Here is a 23,250-nt window from a genome sequence, read left to right as displayed (position 1 = left end):
CTTGTTCGTGGTTGTTTGTGTGCTTGTTCGTGGTTGTTTGTGTGCTTGTTCGTGGTTGTTTGCGTGCTTGTTCGTCGTGTTTGCGTGCTTGTTCGTCGGGGCGGCGTCGACGGCGGATACGGAGTACACGGTTAAAGGGTCGGTGTCGGGGCACTTTGCTGCGTTGGCGTCGAAGTCGGCTGCGACGGGTGGTCGTGATATTCAGTTCAAGTTCACCTGGACTGGTGAGCAGACGCCTGAGGGTGCGGATGCGAAGACTCAGGTGGGTATTACGTACACGGTGAAGTACAAGCCCGCCCCGGCTGGGCCGAACAACCCGACACCGTCTGACCCCCCGAACACCAACAATTCGAGGCCGCGAAAGATCGCGAAGACCGGCTTCAATGGAACGCTCGTTGGCGGACTCGGAATCCTCTGCCTGGTTGCGGATGTGTGTGCAGTTCGTCAGAAATGCGACTGAGACGCCCAGCGTCATTAGCGAATACTAGGGTGACTGTGGAGCACTGAACCTCTGGTCGGTGCCCCGCAGGCGCCTCGTGCTAGTACACCCCCAGGTAGACGACACGCCCGAGTGCGGGTACACTGATTCGCGGTGCTTCAAGCACCTGTGGGCTAAAGGCTCCAAGTCGAAGCGCATGGGGGCTGACAAGTAATTTAATCGTCCGTGTAATGTATGAGGATTCACACTCCAGATGGCGAGTTCAAACTTGCTAGGAAAGGTGTGGCTCTGTCAGACTTGAACGGTTGCCTCGCGACCCGTGGGGCGGTTCCGCAGGGATTCTGCGGACTGGGCTGAAACGCCCGTGATCTTTGGACAAGACAACGGTCCACCTTCACATAAGAAGGAACCGCGCAATATGTGTGTCACTTTTTTAAGCGACACGCCCGAGTGCGGGGACCGGTGACGAATCTGTACGAGAAGAGGTAAGACGGCATGGCGGGACAGAAGATCCGCATCCGGCTGAAGTCGTATGACCACGAGGTCATCGACAGCTCCGCGCGCAAGATCGTGGACACCGTGCAACGAGCAGGTGCCACTGTTGTGGGCCCGGTTCCACTGCCGACCGAAAAGAACGTGTTTGTCGTCATTCGGTCGCCCCACAAATACAAGGACAGCCGCGAGCACTTTGAGATGCGCACACACAAGCGGCTCATCGACATCATCGACCCGACGCCGAAGGCTGTCGATTCGCTCATGCGTATCGACCTGCCCGCAGACGTCAACATCGAGATCAAGCTCTGAGGACATCTGCAATGACTACTGACAACAAGCAGCACGCAGCTGCGCCGATTAAGGCGTTGCTCGGCCGCAAGCTCGGCATGACCCAGGTTTGGGACGCTGACGGCCGCCTCGTGCCCCTCACTGTCGTGCAGGTCGGCACTAACATTGTGACCCAGGTTCGCACCGAAGAGGTCGACGGCTACTCCGCCGTTCAGATCGGTTTCGGCGAAATCGAAGCACGCAAGGTCACCAAGCCTCTCGCAGGCCACTTCGCAAAGGCTGGCGTCGAACCCCGTCGTCACCTGACCGAGGTCCGCACCTCCGCCCATGACTCTTACGAGGTGGGTCAGGAACTCGACGCTTCCACCTTCGAGGCTGGACAGGCTGTTGACGTTTCCGGCAACACCAAGGGCAAGGGCTTTGCAGGCGTTATGAAGCGTCACGGCTTTGCCGGCGTTTCCGCTTCGCACGGTGCACACCGTAACCACCGCAAGCCCGGTTCGATCGGTGCTTGCGCAACCCCCGGACGCATCTTCAAGGGCCTGCGCATGGCCGGCCGCATGGGTGGCGTTCGTCGTACCGTCCAGAACCTCAAGGTCCAGGCAGTCGACACCGAGAAGGGCCTACTGCTCATCAGTGGCGCCATCCCGGGTCCGAAGAACTCCGTGGTCCTGGTTCGCTCGTCCGTGAAGGGTGCGTGAAATGGCTGACGTTCAGACCATCGACGTCTTCGATCTCAAGGGCAAGAAGGCAGCTTCGGTTGACCTCCCCGCAGAGATCTTCGACGTTCCCACGAACATTCCGCTGATGCACCAGGTCGTCGTCGCACAGCTTGCTGCTGCCCGACAGGGTACGCACGCAACCAAGACGCGTGGCATGGTTTCTGGTGGTGGCAAGAAGCCGTTCCGCCAGAAGGGTACCGGTAACGCTCGTCAGGGCTCGATCCGTGCACCGCACTTCACCGGTGGTGGCATCGTCCACGGCCCGCAGCCACGTGACTACGATCAGCGCACCCCCAAGAAGATGAAGCAGGGCGCACTCCGCTCCGCTCTGTCTGACCGTGCACGCGCAGGTCGCATCCACATCGTCACCGCTCTCATCGAAGGTGAGAAGCCGTCGACGAAGTCCGCTCTCGCAGCGCTTCGCGCGATCGTCGAGGACCGTCAGGCTCTCGTCGTCATCGAGCGTAACGATGAGCTCACCGCTCTCAGCCTGCGTAACGCTCCCGAGGTTCACGTCCTTTGGGCAGACCAGCTGAACACCTACGACGTCCTTGACGCCGACGATATCGTGTTCACCCTGGCAGCCATGGAGTCCTTCCTCGGCACCAAGGAGGAGACCAAGTGAGCACCCTCGAAGCGGGCAAGAACCCGCGCGACATCATTCTGAAGCCCGTCGTCACCGAGAAATCCTCCATCCTCATGGATGAAGGCAAGTACACCTTCGAGGTTGACCCGCGCGCCAACAAGACCGAAATCAAGATTGCCATCGAAGAAATCTTCGGTGTCAAGGTCGGTCAGGTGGCCACTCAGAACCGTAAGGGCAAGACCTACCGGACCCGCACGGGTCAGGGCAAGCGCAAGGACGTCAAGCGAGCAATCGTGACCTTGCGTGAAGGCGCCATCGACATCTTCGGCGATCAGGCCTGAAAACCGGAGAGGTAGAGGACAAAAATGGGAATCCGCAAATACAAGCCCACGACCCCGGGTCGTCGTGGCGCGTCGGTCTCTGATTTCGTTGAGATCACCCGCTCCGAGCCCGAGAAGTCGTTGGTTCGTCCGCTGCACAAGACCGGTGGACGTAACTCGAACGGCCGCGTGACCTCGCGTCACCGTGGCGGTGGCCACAAGCGTCAGTACCGCGTCATCGACTTCCGTCGTCATGACAAGGACGGTGTCCCGGCAGTCGTCGCTCACATCGAGTACGACCCGAACCGTACCGCTCGCATCGCCCTTCTGCACTACGCAGATGGCGAAAAGCGCTACATCCTGGCACCGGCCAAGCTGAACCAGGGTGACCGCATCGAAGCAGGCGCCGGCGCCGATATCAAGCCCGGTAACAATCTGCCGTTGCGTAACATCCCGCTCGGTACCGTTATCCACGCTGTCGAACTCAAGCCCGGTGGCGGCGCAAAGATCGCCCGCTCCGCCGGTTCGTCCGTTCAGCTCGTCGCCAAGGAAGGCCGCTTCGCCCAGTTGCGTATGCCGTCCGGCGAAATCCGCAACGTCGAAATCACCTGCCGTGCAACGGTCGGCGAGGTCGGCAACGCTGAACAATCCAACATCAACTGGGGCAAGGCCGGCCGTATGCGCTGGAAGGGCAAGCGCCCGCACGTCCGTGGTGTTGTTATGAACCCGGTTGATCACCCGCACGGCGGTGGTGAAGGTCGTACCTCTGGTGGCCGTCATCCGGTTAGCCCGTGGGGTAAGCCTGAGGGTCGTACCCGCCGTCCGAACAAGGACAGCGATCGTCTGATCGTTCGCCGTCGCAAGACCGGTAAGAACCGCTGAGTAGGAGTCGATAACTATGCCACGCAGTTTGAAGAAGGGCCCGTTCGTCGACGACCACCTGCTCAAGAAGGTCGACGCCGCAATCGAATCCGGCTCAAAGAATGTCATCAAGACTTGGTCGCGTCGCTCGGTCATCACCCCGGATTTCCTGGGTCTGACCTTTGCGGTGCACGATGGCCGCAAGCATGTTCCCGTCTTCATCACCGAGTCGATGGTGGGTCACAAGCTTGGCGAGTTCGCTCCCACGCGTACTTTCCGCAGCCACGACAAGGACGATCGAAAGGGACGCCGGCGCTGAGCCGGCCTCCACGGAAGAAGAGGCAGATAAATGGAAGCTAAGGCGCAGGCGCGTTTTGTCCGCGTCACGCCCCAGAAGGCCCGCCGTGTCGTGAACGAGGTTCGTGGCAAGGCTGCTCTGGAGGCCGCTGACATCCTGCGGTTTGCACCGCAGGCAGTCGCCACCGATGTCCGCAAGGTGCTCATGAGCGCCGTTGCCAACGCGAAGGTCAAGGCCGAACAGGCTGGCGAAACCTTCAACGAGGCAGACCTGCTGGTCATCGAAGCATTCGTCGATGAAGGTCCGACTATGAAGCGGTTCCGCCCGCGTGCACAGGGACGCGCAGGTCGCATCCTGAAGCGCACGAGCCACATCACCCTCGTCGTCGGTACCAAGGAAGACAAGAAGAAGGGAGCCCGCTGAAATGGGCCAGAAGGTTAACCCCACAGGGTTCCGCCTGGGAATCACCACGGATCACCGCTCCCGCTGGTTCTCCGACTCGACCACCAAGGGACAGCGTTACTCTGACTACGTTGCAGAGGACGTTGCAATCCGCAAGAACTTGACCGAGAACCTCGAGCGCGCAGGCATCTCGAAGGTCGATATTGAGCGTACGCGTGATCGCGTTCGCGTTGACCTCCACACCGCTCGCCCGGGCATTGTCATTGGTCGTCGTGGTGCAGAGGCTGATCGCCTCCGCCAGAACCTCGAAAAGCTCACCGGCAAGCAGGTTCAGCTCAACATCCTCGAGGTCAAGAACCCCGACATGGATGCTCAGCTTGTCGCACAGGGCATTGCAGAACAGCTCGCTGCTCGCGTTTCCTTCCGTCGTGCAATGCGCAAGGGCATTCAGTCCGCGCAGCGCGCAGGCGCCAAGGGTATTCGTGTTCAGGTTTCCGGTCGCCTCGGTGGCGCCGAAATGAGCCGTTCCGAGTTCTACCGTGAGGGTCGCGTTCCGCTTCATACCCTCCGCGCGAACATTGACTACGGATTCCACGAGGCACGCACGACCTTCGGTCGTATCGGTGTCAAGGTGTGGATCTACAAGGGCGACATCACCGAGCGCGAGTTCGCACGCCAGCAGGCCGAGCAGGCCAACCGTGGCGGACGTCGCAGTGATCGTCGTGGCCAGCGCCGCGGCGGACGCCAGAACCAGGAGACCGCTCAGCAGCAGGCGCCCGCAACCGAGGCGCCCGCAGCTACTGAAAACGGATCGGAGGCCTGAGCCCAATGCTCATTCCCCGTCGTACAAAGTGGCGCCGTCAGCACCGCCCGCACCGTACCGGTAATGCAACCGGTGGCACCGAACTGGCGTTCGGCGATTACGGTATCCAGGCACTCACCGGCGCATACGTGACCAACCGTCAAATCGAGGCAGCTCGTATCGCTATGACGCGTCACATCAAGCGTGGCGGCAAGGTGTGGATCAACATCTTCCCGGACCGTCCGCTGACCAAGAAGCCGGCTGAAACCCGAATGGGTTCCGGTAAGGGCGCGGTTGAATGGTGGGTTGCCCCCGTCAAGCCGGGTCGTATTCTGTTCGAGCTGGGTGGCGTCGACGAGGCGCTTGCACGCGAAGCTATGCGTCGCGCTCAGCACAAGCTTCCGATGAAGACCCGTTTCGTGGTCCGAGAGGGTGGTGACATCTGATGGCGGAAAAGGCACTTACCCCTTCCGACCTCGATGCCATGGACGACGCCCAGCTGTCCAAGGAACTCGAGAAGGCTAAGGCCGAGCTCTTTAACCTGCGCTTCGCACAGGCTGTTGGCAACCTCGAGGATCATGGTCGCATGAAGACCGTGCGCCGTGACATCGCCCGTATCTACACGATCGCGCGTGAGCGGGAGCTTGGCTACCGCACCGCCCCGAGCACTGAGGAGTGATTCTGATGGCAGATAGCACCGCGCGTAACGACCGCAAGGTTCGTATTGGCCTGGTTGTCTCTGACAAGATGGATAAGACCGTCGTTGTCCAGATTGAGGATCGTGTGAAGCACGCCCTCTACGGCAAGGTCATGCGTCGTAACAAGAAGGTCAAGGTTCATGATGAGAACAACGAATGTGGCATTGGCGACCGCGTTCGCATCATGGAGACTCGTCCGCTTTCCGCTACCAAGCACTGGCGAGTAGTGGAGATCATCGAAAAGGCCAAGTGATTCGTCACTGAGGTTTGTAAGGAGCCCGGTTCCCCGGTTTGGGGAGCCGGGCTCCCTGCTGTTTTGCGCGCTTTCCCCGCGCTTGTTCACGAAATAGCGCCTCAAAGTGACTGCGCTTGTCCACGCTTGAACCTGCTTGTTCACTGTTGGTCACCCTCTTTTTTTGACCGCGCTTGTTCAAGAAATCGAACATCGTTCTTCGCGCCTATTCGCGTGTGTTGGTTAATGAAGCCGCGTGGCCTCGTGAACCCGAAACGGTGAACAAGCGCGGGGTGGAGGGAGGGGATGTTGGTGAACAAGCGCGGTGGATGGGGCACACCTCACGAAACTGGCGGTTTCAAGTCAGTGGGGAAGTGGGGTACTCTTGGAGGGTTGCGTGACGCAAGGTGCACTGTGCCTCGCGTCGGTAGTGAGAGCGAGCAACACCATATTTAATCCTGTGGTGCGTTCTCACTATTGTCGGCATCGATGCGCAATAGTTCATGCACGTTCGGCAAGGCTCGAGGGAAGTAATGCTCCCAACAGAACCAGCTCGACAACAGGAGTCAATAGAAAATGATCCAGCAGGAGTCGCGACTTAAGGTCGCCGACAACACGGGTGCAAAGGAAATCCTGACCATCCGCGTGCTCGGTGGCTCGGCTCGACGCTACGCGGGTATTGGTGACACCATCGTCGCCACCGTCAAGGACGCAATCCCCGGCGGCAACGTCAAGAAGGGTGAAGTCGTCAAGGCAGTCGTAGTCCGCACTCGCAAAGAAACCCGCCGTCCCGACGGTTCGTACATTCGTTTCGATGAGAACGCAGCCGTCATTATCAATTCCAACGGCGAACCGCGTGGCACGCGTATCTTCGGCCCAGTCGGCCGTGAGCTGCGCGACAAGCGCTTCATGCGTATCGTCTCGCTCGCACCGGAGGTGATCTGATGGCAGCCAAGATCCGTAAGGGTGACCTGGTTGAGGTCGTTCGCGGTCGTTCATCCGACGAGAAGAAGCTCGCAGAGCGCAACGCCCGCCGTGCAGCCGAGGGCCTCGAACCCCTCAAGGCTGGCGACAAGGGCAAGCAGGGACGCGTCATCAAGGTTTTCCCGGCTGAGGGCAAGGTTCTCGTCGAAGGCATCAACCTGAAGACCCGTCACGTTCGCCAGGGCCAGACCCAGGGGCAGACCGGCGGCATCGAGACCATCGAAGCCCCGATCTCGATCGCAAAGGTCGCACTGGTCGATCCCGAAACCAAGCAGCGCGTGCGCGTCGGCTTCCGCGAGGATGTCGTCGAGCGCGATGGCCGCACCCGCACCGTCCGCGTTCGCGTGACCCGCGGTGGCGCCAAGCGCGGCATCGAGCAGGGCAAGGAGATCTGAACATGACCCCGCGTCTCAAGGAAAAGTACGTCTCCGAAATTCGTGACGCTCTCCGCACCGAGTTCAAGCATGAGAACATCATGCAGGTTGCCGGTCTGACCAAGATCGTCGTGAACATGGGTGTGGGTGAGGCAGCTCGCGATTCGAAGGCACTCGAGGGCGCAATCCGCGACCTCACCGCTATCACTGGCCAGAAGCCCGTGACCACCAAGGCAAAGAAGTCCATCGCACAGTTCAAGCTACGCGAAGGCCAGGCCATCGGTGCTCACGTCACGCTCCGTGGCGATCGTATGTGGGAATTCCTCGATCGTCTTCTCTCAACTGCTCTTCCGCGTATCCGCGACTTCCGCGGTCTGTCGGCCAAGCAGTTCGACGGTCACGGTAACTACACCTTCGGTCTGACGGAACAGTCCATGTTCCACGAGATCGACCAGGATTCGATTGACCGAGTTCGCGGTATGGATATCACCGTCGTTACCTCGGCCTCCACCGATGATGAGGGCCGTGCGCTCCTGCGTCATCTCGGATTCCCGTTCAAGGAGGACTGACCCATGGCGAAGACATCCCTGAAGGTCAAGGCCACACGTAAGCCGAAGTTCGGCGTTCGTGCATACACGCGTTGCAACCGTTGTGGTCGCCCCCACTCGGTATACCGCAAGTTCGGCCTGTGCCGCGTTTGCCTCCGAGAGCTCGCCCTTGCTGGCGAACTCCCCGGAGTCACCAAGAGCAGCTGGTAAAACACTGACGTCGTAGGTCTCAAAAGGAGAAACCACGACGAGGAAGGGGAATTTCCCCAATGACAATGACTGATCCCATTGCAGACATGCTGACGCGTCTGCGTAACGCGAATCGTGCGCATCACGATACGGTTTCCATGCCGTACTCCAAGATGAAGAACGCGATCGCAAACATCCTGGTCGAAGAGGGCTACATTGCTTCGACCTCGGTTGAGGATGCCCGCGTGGGCAAGACCCTCACCATCACGTTGAAGTACGGTTCGCACCGCGAAGCGGCTCTCCAGGGTCTGCAGCGCGTTTCCAAGCCGGGTCTGCGCGTGTACGCCAAGTCCACCAACCTGCCTAAGGTTCGCGGCGGCCTGGGCGTGGCAATTCTGTCCACGTCCTCCGGTCTGCTCACCGACCGTCAGGCAGCCGACAAGGGTGTAGGTGGGGAAGTCCTCGCCTACATCTGGTGAACAGGAGGCTGAACAATGTCGCGAATCGGTAAGCAACCCATTGCTATCCCCGCAGGCGTCGACGTCACCGTTAACGGTGCAGACGTTAAGGTGAAGGGCAAGAAGGGCGAACTTTCACACACCGTCGCAGCCCCCATCACGGTGGCTATTGAAGACGGTCAGATTCTGGTTTCCCGTCCGGACGATGAGCGCCTTTCCTGTTCGCTCCACGGTCTGACTCGCACCCTTATTGCGAACATGATCGTTGGCGTGACCGAGGGCTACAAGAAGGAACTCGAAATCACCGGTACCGGTTACCGCGTGGTCGCCAAGGGCAAGAACCTCGAGTTCTCTCTCGGCTTCTCGCACACCGTTCCGGTCGAAGCTCCGGAAGGCATCGAGTTCACCGTTGAGTCGCAGACCAAGTTCACGGTCCACGGCATCGACAAACAACTCGTTGGCGAAACCGCAGCTCGCATCCGCAAGCTGAAGAAGCCTGAACCCTACAAGGGCAAGGGCATCCACTACGTGGGCGAAACGATCCGTCGCAAGGTCGGAAAGGCTGGTAAGTGATGGCGTACACGGTCAAGGGCAAGGGCAAGTTCGTCGCTCGCAAGCGTCGTCACATTCGCCTTCGCAAGAAGATCAACGGTACCCCGGCGCGTCCGCGCCTGGTCGTCACCCGCTCGAATCGTCACATCGTTGCTCAGGTTATCGACGACACCGTCGGTCACACCCTGGTTTCTGCTTCCGACTTCGAGTCCGGCGTCGAAACCATGACTGGCACGAAGACCGAAAAGGCAACCAAGGTTGGCGCTCTCGTTGCAGAGCGTGCGAAGGCGGCCGGCATCACCGCCGTCGTTTTCGACCGTGGTGGCAACAAGTATTTCGGCCGCGTTGCGGCCGTCGCCGAAGCTGCCCGTCAGGGTGGCCTCGAGCTGTGACCGGATCGAAGGAAAGAGAGATCATCTGATGGCTGCACCGCAGCGAGGCAGGAACGGTCAGGAAGGCTCTGAGCGTTCGGGCGACGGCGAGCGTCGCGACCGCCGTAATGGTCGTGGCGACCGCGATACACGTCGTGGCAACGAAAAGAATGAATACATCGAACGTGTTGTGACCATCAACCGCGTTTCCAAGGTTGTGAAGGGTGGACGTCGTTTCTCCTTCACCGCTCTGGTTGTCGTGGGCGATGGCGAAGGCACCGTCGGTGTTGGCTACGGAAAGGCCAAGGAAGTTCCCCAGGCCATTTCCAAGGGCGTTGAGGAAGCGAAGAAGAATTTCATTCGCGTTCCGATGATCCGTCGCACTATCACGCACCTGGTTCAGGGTCACGATGCCGCCGGCACCGTGCTTCTGCGCCCGGCAGCACCGGGCACCGGCGTTATCGCCGGCGGTCCGGTTCGTGCAGTGCTCGAGGCAGCTGGCGTGCACGACGTGCTCACCAAGTCGCTCGGCTCTGACAACGCAATCAACATTGTTCACGCGACTGTTGATGCCCTCAAGCAACTGGAACAGCCTGAAGCTGTTGCAGCACGTCGCGGTCTTCCGCTGGAGCGCGTTGCTCCGGCTTCGATGCTCCGCGCACGCGCAGAGGGTGAAGCTGAGAAGCGGGCCAAGGCTGAAAAGGCTGAGGCAGAAAAGGCTTCCGCGGGGGTGAATGAGTGATGGCGAACATCAAGATCACGCAGACCAAGTCGTCGATCGGCGCCAAGCAGAACATGAAGGACACTCTGCGCACCCTCGGGTTGCGTAAGATCGGCCAGAGCGTCGTCCGTGAGAACACCGAGACCGTTCTCGGTGCAGTTCACACGGTTCGTCACCTGGTGACCGTTGAGGAGGTCGACTGACCATGGCGGACTCCAAGTCCACAACAGGCGAAAAGGTGCAGATCGTTAAGCTGCACCACCTCCGTCCAGCCCCCGGCGCCAAGACCGCCAAGACCCGCGTTGGTCGTGGTGAAGGCTCCAAGGGCAAGACGGCTGGTCGCGGTACCAAGGGTACGAAGGCTCGCTACCAGGTGGCTGCAGGCTTCGAAGGTGGCCAGATGCCGATTCACATGCGTCTGCCCAAGCTCCGTGGCTTCAAGAACCCCTTCCGCGTTGAGTACCAGGTCGTCAACGTTGCCAAGCTTGAGGAACTGTTCCCCAAGGGTGGCAAGGTGACGGTCGAGGATCTTGTCGCAAAGCACGCGGTTCGTGACGGCGCTCCGGTTAAGGTGCTCGGCACCGGTGAGCTCACCGTCAAGCTTGAGATCGAAGTTGACTCCTGGTCAGCTTCTGCTCAGGAGAAGATCACCGCAGCTGGCGGAACCATTTCCGCACGCTGACAGCTGATTGGGGGTGGTCCGGCATCAACCCGGATCACCCCCTTTTAGTGTTTTAAACTGATAGACGGTTCCTCGCAGAACCTTTGAACCCAAGGCCGATGTCTACACGGAGCCATTTTTCCGGTAGTCTGACACGGTCGCTAGGGCACATGCTCCAGCATTCCCATTACCCGTAGGAGGAAGCCTTGCTTAGTGCATTTGCACAGGCGTTCCGCACCCCTGACCTTCGTCGTAAGCTGCTGTTTACGCTGTTTATCATGGCGATGTTCCGCCTGGGTTCATACATTCCGACCCCCGGCGTTGACTCGACCGCGATCCAACAATGTCTGGCTCAGCAGGAAGAAGCGAATCTTCTTGACCTCGTGAACCTGTTCTCCGGTGGCGCGTTGCTCCAGCTATCGATCTTCGCACTCGGCATCATGCCGTACATCACAGCGTCGATCATCATTCAGCTTTTGCGTGTTGTCATTCCGCGTTTCGATGACCTCCATAAGGAAGGACAAACCGGTCAAGCCAAGCTGACGCAGTACACGCGTTACCTGACGATCTTCCTGGGCGTTCTACAGGCCACGACAACACTGACATTGGCTCGCACCGGACGTATGTTCTCCGGTTGTTCCGCGAACGTTTTGGCAGATGACTCTTGGTGGATGTTCCTTATCATGATCATCATCATGATGGCGGGTACCGGCGTGGTCATGTGGCTCGGCGAATTGATCACCGAGCGTGGCATCGGCAACGGCATGTCGCTCCTTATCTTTACTTCGATCATTGCCCGTCTTCCCTCCCAGATGCTGGCCATCGGTCAGTCTGGCAAGTGGGGTGCCGTGATCGCGATCCTTCTGCTCCTCTTCGCCGTTACGCTCGCCGTGGTGTTCATTGAGCAGGCTCAGCGTCGCATTCCAGTTCAGTACGCGAAGCGCATGATCGGTCGTCGCCAGTACGGTGGCACGACGACGTACATCCCGCTGAAAATCAATATGTCTGGCGTTATCCCGGTTATTTTCGCCTCGTCGATTCTTGCGTTGCCGTTGATGATTGCTCAGTTTGGTACCCAGACCGACGGTTGGGTTCAGTGGATTTCGGCGAACTTACATCAGGGATCGTGGGTCTACCTCACGATTTATGCACTCCTGATTCTCTTCTTCGCCTTCTTCTACACGGTGATTACATTCAACCCCGAAGAGGTTGCTGACAACATGAAGCGCTACGGTGGCTTCATTCCGGGTATTCGCGCAGGTCGTCCGACCGCTGAGTTCCTGTCCTACGTCATCAACCGCATTACGAGTGCCGGCGCACTCTACCTTGTGATCGTTGCCCTGTTGCCGTCACTCCTTATTATCCCCCTGAAGATTTCGCAGTCGCAGATGCCGTTCGGGGGCACGACGCTTCTGATTATTGTGGGCGTCGGTCTGCAGACCGTGAAGGAGATTAATACTCAGCTTCAGCAGCATCACTACGAAGGATTCTTACAATGACCGCCATGGTTCTTCTGGGTCCGCCCGGAGCAGGCAAGGGGACGCAAGCTACTCGCATCGCGGAAAAGCTGAGTATTCCGGCTATTTCTACCGGAGAGATTTTCCGTGCGAATATGTCTGAAGGCACTGAGATTGGCCTGCAGGCCAAGGCATTCATCGACCGTGGTGAGTTCGTTCCTGACTCGGTGACCAATGCGATGGTGAAGGCGCGTCTGTCTGCTCCGGACACTGCGAACGGTTTTCTTCTTGACGGCTACCCGCGCAACGTGGAGCAGGCTCATGTGCTTGCCGACATGTGCGAAGAGGTCGGCATCAAGCTTGACCTGGTTCTTGAAATCCAGGTTGATGAGGACGAAGTTGTGACCCGCATGATGAAGCGTGCCGAGGAACAGCATCGCACCGATGATACTGAGCCTGTCATGCGTCACCGCCTTGAGGTCTATCACCAGCAGACAGAACCGGTTGCGGCGTACTACGCCGACCATGATTTGCTTCAGGTTGTTGATGGTTCGGGTTCGATCGACGAAGTGACCGAGCGTATTTTCACTGTCCTCAATTCTGTCGCGAAGAACTGACCGTTATGCAGCGTATTGAGTTGAAGACTCGAGACCAGATCCGCTGGATGCGTGAAGCTGGCTTGATTGTTGCTGACATTCACGCGAGCCTGCGCCAAGCGGTGCGCGCTGGTGTGACTACGGCTGAACTGGATGAAGTGTCTGCCGACGCGATTAGGCGCGGGGGAGGGACCTCGAACTTCCTCAATTACTACGGCTACCCAGCCACGGTCTGCATCTCCGTAAATGATGTGGTCGTCCACGGTATTCCCGGCAAGCAGAAGCTGAAGGATGGGGACATCGTCTCCTTCGACTGCGGTGCGTGGGTGTCTCACGGTGGCAAGCAGTGGCATGGTGACGCGGCGTTCTCCATCATCGTTGGTGACGAGTGGGTGGACGACGAGTCCTTCATGGCAGGAAAGCGTGGCTCGGGTGCTCACCCTCAGGGAGTTGACGAGGCCACGATGGAGCGTCGCCGTGAACTGGACGTTGTGACGCGCGAGTCTCTGTGGGCAGCTCTCGCTTCCCTCGAAAAGGGGCGTCGCATTTCCAGCGTCGGTCGCGCCGTCGAAGAAGTCGTTGCCAAGTATGACGACGAGTTCGGTTGGGAAGCCGGCATCATCGAGGAATATACAGGCCATGGTATCGGCACCGCGATGCACCAGGATCCCGAGGTCCTGAACTATGACGCTCGTGGAATCTTCCCGCGCGTGAAGCCCGGTATGGTCCTTGCGGTTGAGCCGATGCTGACGTCGGGTTCGATCGAGACCCTCACTGAGTCTGACGAATGGACTGTCCGTACCGTCGATGGTTCGGACGCCGCCCATTGGGAGCACACGGTCGCGATCCTCGACGACGGCATCAGCGTGCTCACCGCCCCCGACTATGGAAAGGCCGGGCTCGCGCCTTTCGGGGTCGAACCGATCGAGCTCTGACACAGATGTCGCAACGCTGGCTCTGCTCCTCGAGGCGAAGTCAGCGCCGTAAGCGTGGTGCGACAATGCGCACAGCGACGCGGATACTTATCTTTGTCCGTGCCCCGCGACTCTGCGATTCTCCTGCCGGAGTATCAGGTTGGGCTATCGGTGATCGACTGAGCCCAGGCCGACCGATCCGTTAGCGGGGGGAGTGCTCGTCCGTGGAATGTCCCGATTTCTTCGAGGAGCTGTGGCTCTTCGCGACGATGACCAAGGCGCGGACGATGTAGACGAGGGCGCCCACCCAGAAGATCCAGTTCCAGCGCGGTGCAGTCAACGCGACGCCTACGAGACAGAGGGCGAAGCCGACGTTCCACCAGGCAGCGCTACCGGTTGATGCTCTGCCGTTTATGAACATGACGCCACCGCGCGTCTGAGTCTGTGCGTCATGACAACTCCTTTGTTGATTTGAGGCAGGTGATCCCAGTATCTCCATGTTTTCAAGACGGAGGGGCCACTTTCGTTACAGAAGATGCTGTGTGGGATGCGGGGATGGTGATGCTCTGTGCAGCTCCCAGGTGTCGTAGCTTCCAGGTGTCATTGAAACGGCAAGGCATCACAGTAGGGGAGAAAAGGACTAAGCTTTTTGTCTCGTCCGCTGCACCGCTCCCTCCTTGTCGATGAACTCGGCTCGTGCTCTCGTCCTCGTCAATGAACTCGGCCCGCGCTCGAGTCCTCGTCGATGAACTTGGCCAGCGCTTCCCTCCTTGTCGATGAATCCGGCCGAAGGTGAGGCAGTCGACAGGGCAGTCAACTACCAGAGGGATGTGCTTTTGCTGTACTCTAGATCTTCGGGCGTGTCGCATGTCGGCTGTGTCGTACGTGTTGCATGCGCCCCGTGGCCCTTGGGCCATGACTCATCCGAAGAACGTAGAGGACAGACGGAGGATATGGCAAAGAAAGACGGCGTCATCGAAATGGAAGGCACGGTCGTTGAGGCCCTGCCGAACGCGATGTTCCGTGTGGAACTGGCCAATGGGCACGTTGTGCTCGGCCACATTGCAGGAAAGATGCGACAGCACTACATTCGAATCCTCCCCGAGGATCGAGTTCTCGTCGAACTGAGCCCCTACGACCTCTCCCGAGGCCGTATCGTCTACCGCTACAAGTAAACCCCGACACGACCGTCTACGGACGGTGGAGGAATAACCATGAAGGTCAAGCCGAGTGTCAAGAAGATTTGTGACAAGTGCAAGGTGATTCGTCGCCACGGCAATGTCATGGTCATCTGCGACAACCCCAGGCACAAGCAACGTCAGGGCTGAAATCCTCACGTAGCTGACCCGGGCACAACAGCCCACAGGATCACATCAAGCGCGAATACGCGACCCTCGGTTCGGAGGCCGAGGCCGGATAGCTCATCCGGAAGATGTGATGACGACCTCCGAAGAACAACTGGAGCACCAACAACATGGCACGTATTGCCGGTGTCGACCTCCCCCGTGAAAAGCGACTGGAGATTGCACTTACCTACATTTACGGAGTCGGCCGCACCCGCGCGGCCGAGACCCTCGAAGCAACGGGTGTCAGCCCGGACGTCCGCGTGAAGGACGCCACCGAGGAAGATCTCGTCAAGCTCCGTGAATACATCGAATCGAACTTCAAGGTTGAGGGCGACCTTCGTCGCGAAGTTCAGGCTGACATTCGCCGCAAGATCGAAATTGGCTCTTACCAGGGTCTTCGCCACCGTCGTGGCCTGCCGGTCCATGGTCAGCGCACCAAGACCAACGCTCGCACCCGCAAGGGCCCGAAGCGCACCGTTGCAGGCAAGAAGAAGGCCAAGTAAGGCCTAAGGACTTCCAGCCTTTACGGCGGATAGTTCTTCATACGACTGAAGAAGGAACTGTTAAACACAATGGCAGCTGCAAAAACTTCGCGCTCCGGTGCTGCTCGTAAGCCGCGCCGCAAGCTCAACAAGAACGTCACCCACGGTCACGCGTACATCAAGTCGACGTTTAACAACACCATCGTTTCCCTGACCGACACCACTGGTGCCGTTATCGCCTGGGCCTCGTCTGGCCAGGTCGGCTTCAAGGGTTCGCGTAAGTCCACCCCCTTCGCTGCGCAGCTTGCAGCAGAGGCGGCCGCGCGTCGCGCCCAGGAACACGGCATGAAGAAGGTCGACGTCTTCGTTAAGGGGCCCGGCTCCGGCCGTGAAACCGCGATCCGTTCCCTCCAGGCCGCTGGCCTCGAGGTCGGCTCGATCCAGGACGTTACCCCTCAGGCACACAACGGCGCTCGCCCCCCGAAGCGTCGTCGCGTCTGATTCGTCGCACCGGGATGCTTTGCCGTCCGGCATCGCATCCCCACGTCTGAGTACACCATTCGGTCGTGCTCACACCCTCCGTCCCACTCATGTGGGATCCACTGTCCGGCGTCATATGGCGGGCGCCGGGAAGAAAGGACCAAGACGTGCTCATTGCAGAGCGACCAATCCTCACCGAGGAAAAAGTCAGCGAACACCGTTCACGCTTCACACTCGAACCCCTCGAACCGGGCTTCGGTTACACGCTGGGTAATTCCCTGCGTCGTACCCTGCTCTCTTCGATCCCGGGCGCGGCGGTTACGTCCATCCGTATCGATGGCGTTGCCCACGAATTCCGCACTATCGAAGGTGTGAAGGAGGATGTCGCAGAGATCATCCTCAACATCAAGCAGATCGTCCTCTCCTCTGAGATGGATGAACCCGTCGTGATGTACCTGCGTAAGGCCGGCCCCGGTGTCGTCCTCGCTGGCGACATCACCCCGCCGGCAGGCGTTGAGATCCACAATCCGGATCTTCACCTTGCCACCCTCAATGACAAGGGCAAGCTCGAGATCGAACTGACCGTTGAGCGTGGACGCGGTTACGTTTCCGCGGCGCAGAACAAGGATCCTCAGGCTGAAATCTCGCGGATTCCGATCGATTCGATCTACTCGCCGGTTGTCAAGGTCACCTACAAGGTCGAGGCAACTCGTGTTGAGCAGCGTACCGACTTTGATCGCCTCGTCATCGACGTGGAGACCAAGTCGGCGATCACCCCGCGTGATGCTCTTGCATCGGCTGGTAAGACCCTTGTTGAACTGTTCGGCCTCATGCGCGAACTGAACGAGGAAGCAGAAGGCATCGAAGTGGGTCCGTCGACCACCGACGAAACCCTCGCAGCAGACCTTGCTCTGCCGATCGAAAGCCTGAACCTGCAGTCTCGTTCTTACAACGCGCTGCGTCGTCGTGGGATCCTCACCGTGGGCGAGCTTGTCGCTCACTCCGAGGCTGATCTTCTTGATATTCGTAACTTCGGCACCAAGTCGATCGAAGAGATCAAGGAATCTCTGGCCACTCTCGGCATGACACTCAAGGATTCGGTTATGCCGATCCCGGGTGCCTCTGAGTCTGGTTCGGTCCAGTTCAGCGACGAACAGTCCATCTGACCCTTATGCGTCCGATGGACGCACCTAATCCGTAGGAGACACAATGCCCACCCCCAAGAAGGGTGCTCGTCTGGGCGGAAGCCCGGCACACCAGAAGCTGATCCTGTCGAACCTCGCGACTCAGCTCATCGAACACCGCGCACTCACGACCACCGAAGCTAAGGCTAAGCTTCTGCAGCCTTACTTCGAGAAGCTCGTGACCAAGGCAAAGCGTGGCGACATGCACGCTCGTCGCACGGTTGCTAAGAAGATCACCTCGAAGGAAGCGCTCTACGTGCTCTTCGACGAGATCGCGCCGGCCATCGATTCTGAGCGTCAGGGTGGCTATACCCGCCTCATCCGCGTTGGTAACCGTAAGGGTGACAACGCTCCTCTCATGCGCATCGAAATCGTTCTCGAGAAGCTCGAGAAGAAGGCTGTTGTGAAGAAGGCTGAAGACACTGCCGCCAAGGCAGCTGAAAAGCCTGCTGAAAAGGTTGAGGAAGCCCCCAAGTCTGAAGAGACCGAGGTTGAGGCATCTGAAGCTGAGTGACTAGGTCGCGGGCTTGCCCGTGATTGACTTTCACTTTTGAGGTGGGGTCGGAGACGCTGATGCGTTTCCGGCCCCACCTTTTTGTTTGCGTCCACCGCGCTTGTTCAGGCGTGGCGTGTTTTTGTGGCTCTGCTTGTTCACGTTTGGGGTGTTTTGTGACTGTGCTTGTTCGCGTTTGGGGTGTTTTGTGACCACGCTTGTTCATGCTCAGGCCGACTATCGGGCATATGCAGGCGGGCCCATGGCGGTGAACAAGCGCGGTGGGAATCGACGACAATTCGGACTAAATCGGTGAACAAGCGCGGTGGATCGTTAGAGTTGGTGGCATGTCTGAACCCATGACGCTCGCCATTGACTGCGGTGGTGGCGGAATTAAAGGCTCCGTCGTTGACGAACGAGGCACGATGATCGCACCGGCGATTCGCACGCCTACGCCGTACCCGCTACCGCCGGAGCTCTTGATCGAAGTTGCGCAGGATCTGGCGAACAAGCTCCCTCAAGCTGACCGTGTGACTATGGGAATGCCTGGAATGATCCGACACGGAGTGGTTGTGGCTACCCCGCACTACATCACGCGCTCCGGCCCTCGCTCCAAAGTGGTTCCCGAACTTGTTGAACGTTGGGACCATTTCGACATGAGAGGAGGCATCGAAAGGGCGCTTGGCTTGCCCACGAAGGTTTTGAATGACGCCGAGGTTGCTGGAGCCGGTGTCATTACCGGTACGGGGCTCGAAATGATCATCACCCTGGGGACGGGCCTCGGAAATGCAGTCTTTGATTCCGGAGTGCTGGCACCTCACGTTGAAGTGTCGCAGGGCTTCGTCCGTTGGGGCCTGACCTACGACGATTACATCGGGGAACACGAACGGCTACGACTTGGCGATGCACACTGGTCGCGTCGCGTCCGTCGCGTCATCGATGGACTTCGTCCCATGTACATGTGGGACCGTCTCTACCTTGGAGGCGGCAACTCGAAGCTGATTACAAGCGGACATCGCGCCCGCCTAGGTGACGATGTCATCATCGTGCCCAATGATGCAGGCATCATCGGGGGAGTGCGCGCGTGGTCTCTATGAGCAACTCCGACCCCTTAGCTTTTACCGCGCTTGTTCACGAACCTGTCGCGCTTGTTGAAGAATCCGCTGCGCTTGTTCAAGCACCTCACACTCTTCGCATCCGTCTTGACCTCAGCTACGACGGGACGAATTTCCACGGGTGGGCTTCCCAGCCAGGCCAACGAACCGTGCAAGGTGAAATTGAAGCTGGCTTAGGCCTCGTACTTCGGTGCCCAACTGTGCTGACGGTCGCTGGGCGAACGGATGCCGGAGTGCACGCGCGCCATCAAGTGGTCCACTTCGACGTTGAACAAGCGCGGTGGGAAAAGCTCGCGCCTCGAGGGGCGGAAGCGACTGCGGAGGCCTGTGCGAACGCGCTTGTTCGCCGATTGAACGGTGTGATTGCGCGCGCGTATGGGCAGTGGATGCGCGATCGCGCCCTGAATGCGCCCAAAGGTACGGCCGATGTTGTGATCCGCGAGGCGCATGTTGTTTCGTCGGATTTTGATGCGCGTTTTTCTGCTCTAGGACGTCATTACTGCTACCGGCTGATGAGCGGGGGAGTCGATCCGCTCCGCCGTTTTGATGTTCTGAGTCTTGAACAACCTCTAGATGTTGACTTGATGAATCGGGCAGCAGCCCCATTGCTTGGCGAGCATGATTTTCTGTCGTATTGCCGGCCACGCGAAGGAGCCACAACGATTCGCACGCTGACGCGCCTGGAATTCAAGCCGTCTTCGACGACCGCGCTTGTTCACCGTTCGGGGGCGCTTGTTCACCGTTCGGGGGCGCTTACTCCCCAACAGGGCGCGTCAGAGTCCGCGCTTGTTGAGTGTTTTGTCGACGCTGATGCGTTCTGCCACTCGATGGTGCGTTCGCTTGTTGGCGCGCTTGTTGAAGTGGGTTTGGGTCGCCGGAGCGTCGACTGGCCGTATGAGCTGCTTCAAGCCTGCTCTCGAACAAGCGCGGCGCCGATTGCTCCTGCGCACGGACTGACTTTGGAGGGCGTGGACTATCCTGCGCCGGATCAGTGGGCCTCGCGCGCTCAACAAGCGCGGTCGCGTCGCGATTCGTGTTGTGGCGATGGGAGTTAGGCCCAGTCTGCCTTGGTGCGCCAGCGTTCGTGCGTGCTTGTTCACCAATTCACGAGGCCGGGATCATCACCGGAACGGTTTTCTTCGGGTTGCCCGCACGGTGAACAAGCGCGGTGGGGGTAGGGAGTAGCAACTGAGGAATCGGACACAAAGGCCCGGCAACTTTGACCGGCTCAATCCTGCCCGATAGACTTGATGACGCTGTGCGTTAGCTAGCGCCCTCGGTGTATTCCCACTCGCCGTTGAGTTGCAACTGACGCCTCGCGCGAACCGTTACATCGCGAGCGCGATCCTGACATTGGGGATCGACGCTCCATGACTGATAAGAATTGAAGGTTACGCCCGTGCGCACCTATTCACCCAAGCCTGGGGACGCAGACAAGAAGTGGTACGTCATCGACGCCACTGACGTCGTCCTCGGCCGCCTGGCGGCTCAGGTTGCCGCCATTCTTCGTGGGAAGCACAAGCCGACGTTCGCCCCTCACATGGATATGGGTGACAACGTCATCATCATTAATGCGGACAAGGTCGTTCTGACCGGTAAGAAGCTCGAACAGAAGATGGCCTACCGCCACTCTGGTCGTCCCGGTGGTCTGACCGCAACCTCCTACCGTGACCTCATGGCCAAGTCGCCTGAGCGCGCGGTTGAGAAGGCCGTTCGCGGCATGCTTCCTCACACCAGCCTCGGCCGTATGCAGTTCAAGAAGCTGCATGTTTACGCCGGTGCTGAGCACCCCCACGCCGGCCAGTCGCCGGTTCCCTACGAGATCACCCAGGTTGCTCAGTGAGCTTCGTGCCACTGAATAATCGACATAAGCACTGAGGAGAACCGTGGCTGAGACCACCGAAATCGTCGAGCTGGATGAGGAGAACGCCCCTAGCTCGTACACCACTGAGACTGAAACCGCGCCCGCAGGCGCCGGCCAGTCCATCACCGCGCCCGGCGCGGGCCTTGGTCGCCGCAAGGAGGCCGTTGCCCGTGTTCGTCTGGTTCCTGGAACCGGCGAATGGAAGATCAACGGACGCACCCTCGAGGATTACTTCCCGAACAAGCTGCACCAGCAGCTCGTGAAGTCCCCGTTCGTCCTTCTTGACCTTGATGGCCGTTTCGACGTTGTCGCCCGTATCAACGGTGGCGGCATCTCCGGCCAGGCAGGTGCCCTGCGCCTCGGCATTTCGCGCGCTCTCAATGAGATCGACCGCGATGCCAACCGCCCGGCACTCAAGAAGGCTGGCTTCCTGACTCGTGACGCTCGCGTCATCGAACGTAAGAAGGCAGGCCTCAAGAAGGCACGTAAGGCTTCGCAGTTCTCGAAGCGCTGATCCTTCGTTTTCTTGGCTTGTGGCCCTGCTCCTTGTGGAGCGGGGCCACAAGTGTTTTTAGGGCATCGTGCTACTCGGCGACTAGCGCGCTTGTTCACGGCATCCGGCTTTGTCGTGTGCGTGGTCTCTCATTGACGAGGCCGCGTACTTGTTGATGCCTCGCACTGAACGAGCGCGGTCTTTTTTGGGCGCCAGTGGTGAACGAGCGCGCTGCTTTTGCGGTGTTGGCGGTGAACAAGCGCGGTGGGAAGAGCGGGATCCGGGCCTCGTGGTCCTTTGCGATACCGGAAATACGCGAGGGTGGAAATTCTCGCAAAGTGACAGACGGGGCCGCAGAAGAACCGAACTCGCCGGGGCCACGGGTACGCTAGGGACAACTGACACAACGCTTTCCGGCGCGATGCCGGCGTGAATGAAGGAACTAAAATGGCACGAATGTTTGGCACCGACGGTGTCCGTGGCCTCGCGAATGTTGATATTACGGCTGACCTGGCGCTGAAGATCGGTGAAGCTGCTGCTCGCTACTTTGGTGCGCTCCGCAGTGACGGGACGAAAGCGCGTGTCGTCATTGGTCGAGATACGCGCATTTCGGGTGAGTTCCTTGAGCACGCTCTGGCTGCCGGGCTTGCAAGCGCAGGCATGGACGTGACTCTTCTTGGCGTTGTGACGACTCCGACCGTTGCCTACCTGACTGCTTCGCAGGACGACATTGACTTGGGTGTCATGATCTCGGCGTCACACAACCCGATGCCTGACAACGGCATTAAGTTCTTCGCGCAGGGTGGCTACAAGCTCCCCGACGCGGTTGAAGATGAGATTGAAGCACTGATCGGAACCGAGTGGGATCGCCCGACCGGCGACGGTGTCGGCGAGGTCGACGAACAACATGAGCAGGCGAAGCGCCTGTACGTTGACCATGTGGTGAAGTCTGTGAACACGGACTTGAATGGTCTGACAATCGTCGTTGACTGCGCTAATGGTGCCGCCTTCGAGCTCGGTCCGCTAACGCTACGTGAAGCGGGTGCCGAGGTCATCGTGATCAACGCTGAACCTGACGGTCGCAATATCAACCTCAATGCTGGTTCAACCCACCCTGAAGGCCTGCAGAAGGCCGTCGTCGAGCACAAAGCAGACTTCGGTGTCGCTTACGATGGTGACGCAGACCGTTGCTTGGCAGTCGATGCTGAAGGCAACCTGATCGACGGTGACAAGATCATGGGCGCACTCGCGGTGGATGCGCGTGAGCGTGGCAAGCTCAAGGGAGACACCCTTGTCGTGACCGTGATGTCGAACCTCGGTCTGATTCTCGCGATGCGTGACAAAGGTATTAAGACGGTTCAGACCGCAGTCGGCGACCGTTACGTGCTCGAAGAAATGCGCGCCTCCAACTATGTGCTGGGCGGCGAACAGTCCGGCCACATTATTGATCTCGACCATGCAACGACGGGTGATGGCATCCTGTCGTCCCTGCTGGTTGCTCGCATGGTGAAGGAATCCGGTCGCTCCCTGGCGGATCTGACTGCGTTCGTTGAGCGCTTACCCCAGACACTCATCAATGTGGGCGGGGTTGACCGTAGCAGTGCAGCGACGAACGAAGCTGTTGCGGTGGCTGTCAAGGCTGCTGAAGCACAGCTCGGCGATACCGGTCGTGTTCTTCTTCGCCCGTCGGGCACCGAGCCGTTGGTGCGCGTCATGGTTGAGGCCGCCACCCAGGAACAGGCTGATTTAGTCGCAGCCTCACTCGCTGACGTGGTGAAGGAAAACTTGGCGATCTGATACGAGGCATCCGCTGAGGGGCGTGACT

Annotated in this window: 37 protein-coding genes; 36 read left to right on the top strand and 1 reads right to left on the bottom strand. The window is 59.2% G+C overall.

Translation table 11 applies throughout. The features are described 5' to 3' along the window. Positions 1 to 67 precede the first annotated feature (67 nt). From QP381_RS06525 to QP381_RS06405, 25 genes are all read left to right on the top strand, one after another. Positions 68 to 460, top strand: coding sequence for a hypothetical protein (locus QP381_RS06525; RefSeq protein ID WP_285068104.1), 393 nt, complete (start codon positions 68 to 70; stop codon positions 458 to 460). Between the two features lie 474 nt (positions 461 to 934). Then, entirely contained in the window at positions 935 to 1,243 is a 309-nt protein-coding gene (rpsJ, locus tag QP381_RS06520) for a 30S ribosomal protein S10 (RefSeq protein WP_006681500.1), read from the top strand. An 11-nt stretch (positions 1,244 to 1,254) separates the two neighbouring features. Continuing rightward, the gene (gene rplC, locus QP381_RS06515) at positions 1,255 to 1,923 is read left to right on the top strand and encodes a 50S ribosomal protein L3 (protein ID WP_006681499.1); all 669 of its coding nucleotides are present in this window, start codon (positions 1,255 to 1,257) and stop codon (positions 1,921 to 1,923) included. Position 1,924: 1 nt separating this feature from the next. Then, positions 1,925 to 2,569, top strand: a complete 645-nt coding sequence (gene rplD, locus QP381_RS06510) for a 50S ribosomal protein L4 (RefSeq protein ID WP_006681498.1) — start codon at positions 1,925 to 1,927, stop codon at positions 2,567 to 2,569. After that, entirely contained in the window at positions 2,566 to 2,871 is a 306-nt protein-coding gene (rplW, locus tag QP381_RS06505) for a 50S ribosomal protein L23 (RefSeq protein ID WP_006681497.1), read from the top strand. The genes rplD and rplW overlap by 4 nt, the downstream gene beginning before the upstream one ends. Positions 2,872 to 2,895: 24 nt before the next feature. Next, a complete protein-coding gene (rplB, locus tag QP381_RS06500; protein ID WP_006681496.1) occupies positions 2,896 to 3,732 on the top strand; it encodes a 50S ribosomal protein L2 in 837 nt (278 codons plus the stop codon). Positions 3,733 to 3,748: 16 nt separating this feature from the next. Further along, entirely contained in the window at positions 3,749 to 4,030 is a 282-nt protein-coding gene (gene rpsS / locus QP381_RS06495; RefSeq protein ID WP_006681495.1) for a 30S ribosomal protein S19, read from the top strand. A gap of 30 nt (positions 4,031 to 4,060) precedes the next feature. Continuing rightward, a complete protein-coding gene (gene rplV, locus QP381_RS06490; RefSeq protein WP_006681494.1) occupies positions 4,061 to 4,432 on the top strand; it encodes a 50S ribosomal protein L22 in 372 nt (123 codons plus the stop codon). Between the two features lies 1 nt (position 4,433). Beyond that, entirely contained in the window at positions 4,434 to 5,234 is an 801-nt protein-coding gene (rpsC, locus tag QP381_RS06485; protein WP_006681493.1) for a 30S ribosomal protein S3, read from the top strand. 5 nt (positions 5,235 to 5,239) lie between these two features. Then, a complete protein-coding gene (gene rplP / locus QP381_RS06480; protein WP_006681492.1) occupies positions 5,240 to 5,659 on the top strand; it encodes a 50S ribosomal protein L16 in 420 nt (139 codons plus the stop codon). Then, positions 5,659 to 5,892 carry a 50S ribosomal protein L29 gene (gene rpmC / locus QP381_RS06475; protein ID WP_006681491.1) on the top strand — a complete coding sequence of 78 codons (234 nt, stop codon included), beginning with the start codon at positions 5,659 to 5,661 and terminating at the stop codon, positions 5,890 to 5,892. Before rplP ends, rpmC begins: the two co-directional genes overlap by 1 nt. Before the next feature lie 5 nt (positions 5,893 to 5,897). Next, positions 5,898 to 6,164: a 30S ribosomal protein S17 gene (rpsQ, locus tag QP381_RS06470; RefSeq protein WP_006681490.1), complete on the top strand. Its 267-nt coding sequence runs from the start codon at positions 5,898 to 5,900 to the stop codon at positions 6,162 to 6,164. A 555-nt stretch (positions 6,165 to 6,719) separates the two neighbouring features. After that, positions 6,720 to 7,088, top strand: a complete 369-nt coding sequence (gene rplN, locus QP381_RS06465) for a 50S ribosomal protein L14 (protein ID WP_006681489.1) — start codon at positions 6,720 to 6,722, stop codon at positions 7,086 to 7,088. Continuing rightward, complete coding sequence (rplX, locus tag QP381_RS06460) at positions 7,088 to 7,522, top strand: 50S ribosomal protein L24 (RefSeq protein ID WP_006681488.1); 435 nt, start codon at positions 7,088 to 7,090, stop codon at positions 7,520 to 7,522. The genes rplN and rplX overlap by 1 nt, the downstream gene beginning before the upstream one ends. Before the next feature lie 2 nt (positions 7,523 to 7,524). Beyond that, positions 7,525 to 8,070, top strand: coding sequence for a 50S ribosomal protein L5 (gene rplE, locus QP381_RS06455; protein WP_101627638.1), 546 nt, complete (start codon positions 7,525 to 7,527; stop codon positions 8,068 to 8,070). Between the two features lie 3 nt (positions 8,071 to 8,073). Continuing rightward, positions 8,074 to 8,259 (top strand): type Z 30S ribosomal protein S14, encoded by a 186-nt coding sequence (locus QP381_RS06450; RefSeq protein ID WP_285068103.1) that lies wholly within the window; start codon positions 8,074 to 8,076, stop codon positions 8,257 to 8,259. Positions 8,260 to 8,318: 59 nt separating this feature from the next. Then, positions 8,319 to 8,717: a 30S ribosomal protein S8 gene (gene rpsH / locus QP381_RS06445; protein WP_006681485.1), complete on the top strand. Its 399-nt coding sequence runs from the start codon at positions 8,319 to 8,321 to the stop codon at positions 8,715 to 8,717. 15 nt (positions 8,718 to 8,732) lie between these two features. Then, positions 8,733 to 9,269: a 50S ribosomal protein L6 gene (gene rplF / locus QP381_RS06440; RefSeq protein WP_006681484.1), complete on the top strand. Its 537-nt coding sequence runs from the start codon at positions 8,733 to 8,735 to the stop codon at positions 9,267 to 9,269. Next, entirely contained in the window at positions 9,269 to 9,640 is a 372-nt protein-coding gene (gene rplR / locus QP381_RS06435) for a 50S ribosomal protein L18 (RefSeq protein ID WP_006681483.1), read from the top strand. Before rplF ends, rplR begins: the two co-directional genes overlap by 1 nt. A 28-nt stretch (positions 9,641 to 9,668) precedes the next feature. Then, positions 9,669 to 10,361: a 30S ribosomal protein S5 gene (gene rpsE / locus QP381_RS06430; protein WP_006681482.1), complete on the top strand. Its 693-nt coding sequence runs from the start codon at positions 9,669 to 9,671 to the stop codon at positions 10,359 to 10,361. Next, positions 10,358 to 10,543: a 50S ribosomal protein L30 gene (rpmD, locus tag QP381_RS06425; protein WP_179369897.1), complete on the top strand. Its 186-nt coding sequence runs from the start codon at positions 10,358 to 10,360 to the stop codon at positions 10,541 to 10,543. The genes rpsE and rpmD overlap by 4 nt, the downstream gene beginning before the upstream one ends. Before the next feature lie 2 nt (positions 10,544 to 10,545). Beyond that, a complete protein-coding gene (gene rplO / locus QP381_RS06420; protein WP_006681480.1) occupies positions 10,546 to 11,022 on the top strand; it encodes a 50S ribosomal protein L15 in 477 nt (158 codons plus the stop codon). A 185-nt stretch (positions 11,023 to 11,207) separates the two neighbouring features. After that, complete coding sequence (secY, locus tag QP381_RS06415) at positions 11,208 to 12,500, top strand: preprotein translocase subunit SecY (RefSeq protein ID WP_006681479.1); 1,293 nt, start codon at positions 11,208 to 11,210, stop codon at positions 12,498 to 12,500. Further along, entirely contained in the window at positions 12,497 to 13,075 is a 579-nt protein-coding gene (locus QP381_RS06410) for an adenylate kinase (protein ID WP_006681478.1), read from the top strand. The genes secY and QP381_RS06410 overlap by 4 nt, the downstream gene beginning before the upstream one ends. Before the next feature lie 5 nt (positions 13,076 to 13,080). Beyond that, on the top strand, positions 13,081 to 13,989 hold the full coding sequence (locus tag QP381_RS06405) for a type I methionyl aminopeptidase (protein ID WP_103631686.1): 909 nt from the start codon (positions 13,081 to 13,083) through the stop codon (positions 13,987 to 13,989). A 134-nt stretch (positions 13,990 to 14,123) separates the two neighbouring features. Here QP381_RS06405 and QP381_RS06400 read toward each other — a convergent pair whose 3' ends face one another. Continuing rightward, positions 14,124 to 14,348 (bottom strand): hypothetical protein, encoded by a 225-nt coding sequence (locus QP381_RS06400; RefSeq protein ID WP_285068102.1) that lies wholly within the window; start codon positions 14,346 to 14,348, stop codon positions 14,124 to 14,126. 573 nt (positions 14,349 to 14,921) lie between these two features. Between QP381_RS06400 and infA the strand changes: the two genes are divergently transcribed. The 11 genes from infA to glmM all read left to right on the top strand — a co-directional run bounded on the left by infA (position 14,922) and on the right by glmM (position 23,222). After that, on the top strand, positions 14,922 to 15,143 hold the full coding sequence (gene infA, locus QP381_RS06395; protein ID WP_040318576.1) for a translation initiation factor IF-1: 222 nt from the start codon (positions 14,922 to 14,924) through the stop codon (positions 15,141 to 15,143). 39 nt (positions 15,144 to 15,182) lie between these two features. Beyond that, positions 15,183 to 15,296 (top strand): 50S ribosomal protein L36, encoded by a 114-nt coding sequence (rpmJ, locus tag QP381_RS06390; protein WP_003790577.1) that lies wholly within the window; start codon positions 15,183 to 15,185, stop codon positions 15,294 to 15,296. A gap of 146 nt (positions 15,297 to 15,442) precedes the next feature. Then, entirely contained in the window at positions 15,443 to 15,817 is a 375-nt protein-coding gene (rpsM, locus tag QP381_RS06385; RefSeq protein WP_006681474.1) for a 30S ribosomal protein S13, read from the top strand. Positions 15,818 to 15,886: 69 nt separating this feature from the next. Next, complete coding sequence (gene rpsK / locus QP381_RS06380) at positions 15,887 to 16,297, top strand: 30S ribosomal protein S11 (RefSeq protein WP_006681473.1); 411 nt, start codon at positions 15,887 to 15,889, stop codon at positions 16,295 to 16,297. Between the two features lie 146 nt (positions 16,298 to 16,443). Next, entirely contained in the window at positions 16,444 to 17,442 is a 999-nt protein-coding gene (locus QP381_RS06375) for a DNA-directed RNA polymerase subunit alpha (RefSeq protein WP_006681472.1), read from the top strand. A gap of 43 nt (positions 17,443 to 17,485) precedes the next feature. After that, positions 17,486 to 17,974, top strand: coding sequence for a 50S ribosomal protein L17 (gene rplQ / locus QP381_RS06370; protein WP_006681471.1), 489 nt, complete (start codon positions 17,486 to 17,488; stop codon positions 17,972 to 17,974). Between the two features lie 326 nt (positions 17,975 to 18,300). After that, positions 18,301 to 19,050: an ROK family protein gene (locus tag QP381_RS06365; RefSeq protein ID WP_006681470.1), complete on the top strand. Its 750-nt coding sequence runs from the start codon at positions 18,301 to 18,303 to the stop codon at positions 19,048 to 19,050. Continuing rightward, positions 19,038 to 20,123: a tRNA pseudouridine synthase A gene (locus tag QP381_RS06360; RefSeq protein ID WP_285068101.1), complete on the top strand. Its 1,086-nt coding sequence runs from the start codon at positions 19,038 to 19,040 to the stop codon at positions 20,121 to 20,123. Before QP381_RS06365 ends, QP381_RS06360 begins: the two co-directional genes overlap by 13 nt. Before the next feature lie 344 nt (positions 20,124 to 20,467). Beyond that, positions 20,468 to 20,911, top strand: coding sequence for a 50S ribosomal protein L13 (gene rplM, locus QP381_RS06355; RefSeq protein ID WP_179369894.1), 444 nt, complete (start codon positions 20,468 to 20,470; stop codon positions 20,909 to 20,911). A 43-nt stretch (positions 20,912 to 20,954) separates the two neighbouring features. Then, positions 20,955 to 21,446, top strand: coding sequence for a 30S ribosomal protein S9 (rpsI, locus tag QP381_RS06350; RefSeq protein ID WP_006681467.1), 492 nt, complete (start codon positions 20,955 to 20,957; stop codon positions 21,444 to 21,446). A 426-nt stretch (positions 21,447 to 21,872) separates the two neighbouring features. After that, positions 21,873 to 23,222, top strand: coding sequence for a phosphoglucosamine mutase (glmM, locus tag QP381_RS06345; protein WP_006681466.1), 1,350 nt, complete (start codon positions 21,873 to 21,875; stop codon positions 23,220 to 23,222). The last annotated feature ends 28 nt before the right edge of the window (positions 23,223 to 23,250 follow it).

It is taken from the genome of Pauljensenia sp. UMB6358 (assembly GCF_030216865.1).
Taxonomy (GTDB): Bacteria; Actinomycetota; Actinomycetes; order Actinomycetales; family Actinomycetaceae; genus Pauljensenia; species Pauljensenia turicensis_A.
This window is presented reverse-complemented; position numbering and strand designations above follow the sequence as displayed.

Excerpts from the sequence above, each read along its gene's own strand:
- rpsJ (WP_006681500.1), top strand. The coding sequence starts at position 935 with ATGGCGGGACAGAAGATCCGCATCCGGCTGAAGTCGTATGACCACGAG.
- rplC (WP_006681499.1), top strand. The coding sequence starts at position 1,255 with ATGACTACTGACAACAAGCAGCACGCAGCTGCGCCGATTAAGGCGTTG.
- rplD (WP_006681498.1), top strand. The coding sequence starts at position 1,925 with ATGGCTGACGTTCAGACCATCGACGTCTTCGATCTCAAGGGCAAGAAG.
- rplB (WP_006681496.1), top strand. The coding sequence starts at position 2,896 with ATGGGAATCCGCAAATACAAGCCCACGACCCCGGGTCGTCGTGGCGCG.
- rpsS (WP_006681495.1), top strand. The coding sequence starts at position 3,749 with ATGCCACGCAGTTTGAAGAAGGGCCCGTTCGTCGACGACCACCTGCTC.
- rplV (WP_006681494.1), top strand. The coding sequence starts at position 4,061 with ATGGAAGCTAAGGCGCAGGCGCGTTTTGTCCGCGTCACGCCCCAGAAG.
- rpsC (WP_006681493.1), top strand. The coding sequence starts at position 4,434 with ATGGGCCAGAAGGTTAACCCCACAGGGTTCCGCCTGGGAATCACCACG.
- rplP (WP_006681492.1), top strand. The coding sequence starts at position 5,240 with ATGCTCATTCCCCGTCGTACAAAGTGGCGCCGTCAGCACCGCCCGCAC.
- rpmC (WP_006681491.1), top strand. The coding sequence starts at position 5,659 with ATGGCGGAAAAGGCACTTACCCCTTCCGACCTCGATGCCATGGACGAC.
- rpsQ (WP_006681490.1), top strand. The coding sequence starts at position 5,898 with ATGGCAGATAGCACCGCGCGTAACGACCGCAAGGTTCGTATTGGCCTG.
- rplN (WP_006681489.1), top strand. The coding sequence starts at position 6,720 with ATGATCCAGCAGGAGTCGCGACTTAAGGTCGCCGACAACACGGGTGCA.
- rplX (WP_006681488.1), top strand. The coding sequence starts at position 7,088 with ATGGCAGCCAAGATCCGTAAGGGTGACCTGGTTGAGGTCGTTCGCGGT.
- rplE (WP_101627638.1), top strand. The coding sequence starts at position 7,525 with ATGACCCCGCGTCTCAAGGAAAAGTACGTCTCCGAAATTCGTGACGCT.
- QP381_RS06450 (WP_285068103.1), top strand. The coding sequence starts at position 8,074 with ATGGCGAAGACATCCCTGAAGGTCAAGGCCACACGTAAGCCGAAGTTC.
- rpsH (WP_006681485.1), top strand. The coding sequence starts at position 8,319 with ATGACAATGACTGATCCCATTGCAGACATGCTGACGCGTCTGCGTAAC.
- rplF (WP_006681484.1), top strand. The coding sequence starts at position 8,733 with ATGTCGCGAATCGGTAAGCAACCCATTGCTATCCCCGCAGGCGTCGAC.
- rplR (WP_006681483.1), top strand. The coding sequence starts at position 9,269 with ATGGCGTACACGGTCAAGGGCAAGGGCAAGTTCGTCGCTCGCAAGCGT.
- rpsE (WP_006681482.1), top strand. The coding sequence starts at position 9,669 with ATGGCTGCACCGCAGCGAGGCAGGAACGGTCAGGAAGGCTCTGAGCGT.
- rplO (WP_006681480.1), top strand. The coding sequence starts at position 10,546 with ATGGCGGACTCCAAGTCCACAACAGGCGAAAAGGTGCAGATCGTTAAG.
- QP381_RS06410 (WP_006681478.1), top strand. The coding sequence starts at position 12,497 with ATGACCGCCATGGTTCTTCTGGGTCCGCCCGGAGCAGGCAAGGGGACG.
- QP381_RS06405 (WP_103631686.1), top strand. The coding sequence starts at position 13,081 with ATGCAGCGTATTGAGTTGAAGACTCGAGACCAGATCCGCTGGATGCGT.
- infA (WP_040318576.1), top strand. The coding sequence starts at position 14,922 with ATGGCAAAGAAAGACGGCGTCATCGAAATGGAAGGCACGGTCGTTGAG.
- rpmJ (WP_003790577.1), top strand. The coding sequence starts at position 15,183 with ATGAAGGTCAAGCCGAGTGTCAAGAAGATTTGTGACAAGTGCAAGGTG.
- rpsM (WP_006681474.1), top strand. The coding sequence starts at position 15,443 with ATGGCACGTATTGCCGGTGTCGACCTCCCCCGTGAAAAGCGACTGGAG.
- rpsK (WP_006681473.1), top strand. The coding sequence starts at position 15,887 with ATGGCAGCTGCAAAAACTTCGCGCTCCGGTGCTGCTCGTAAGCCGCGC.
- rplQ (WP_006681471.1), top strand. The coding sequence starts at position 17,486 with ATGCCCACCCCCAAGAAGGGTGCTCGTCTGGGCGGAAGCCCGGCACAC.
- QP381_RS06365 (WP_006681470.1), top strand. The coding sequence starts at position 18,301 with ATGTCTGAACCCATGACGCTCGCCATTGACTGCGGTGGTGGCGGAATT.
- glmM (WP_006681466.1), top strand. The coding sequence starts at position 21,873 with ATGGCACGAATGTTTGGCACCGACGGTGTCCGTGGCCTCGCGAATGTT.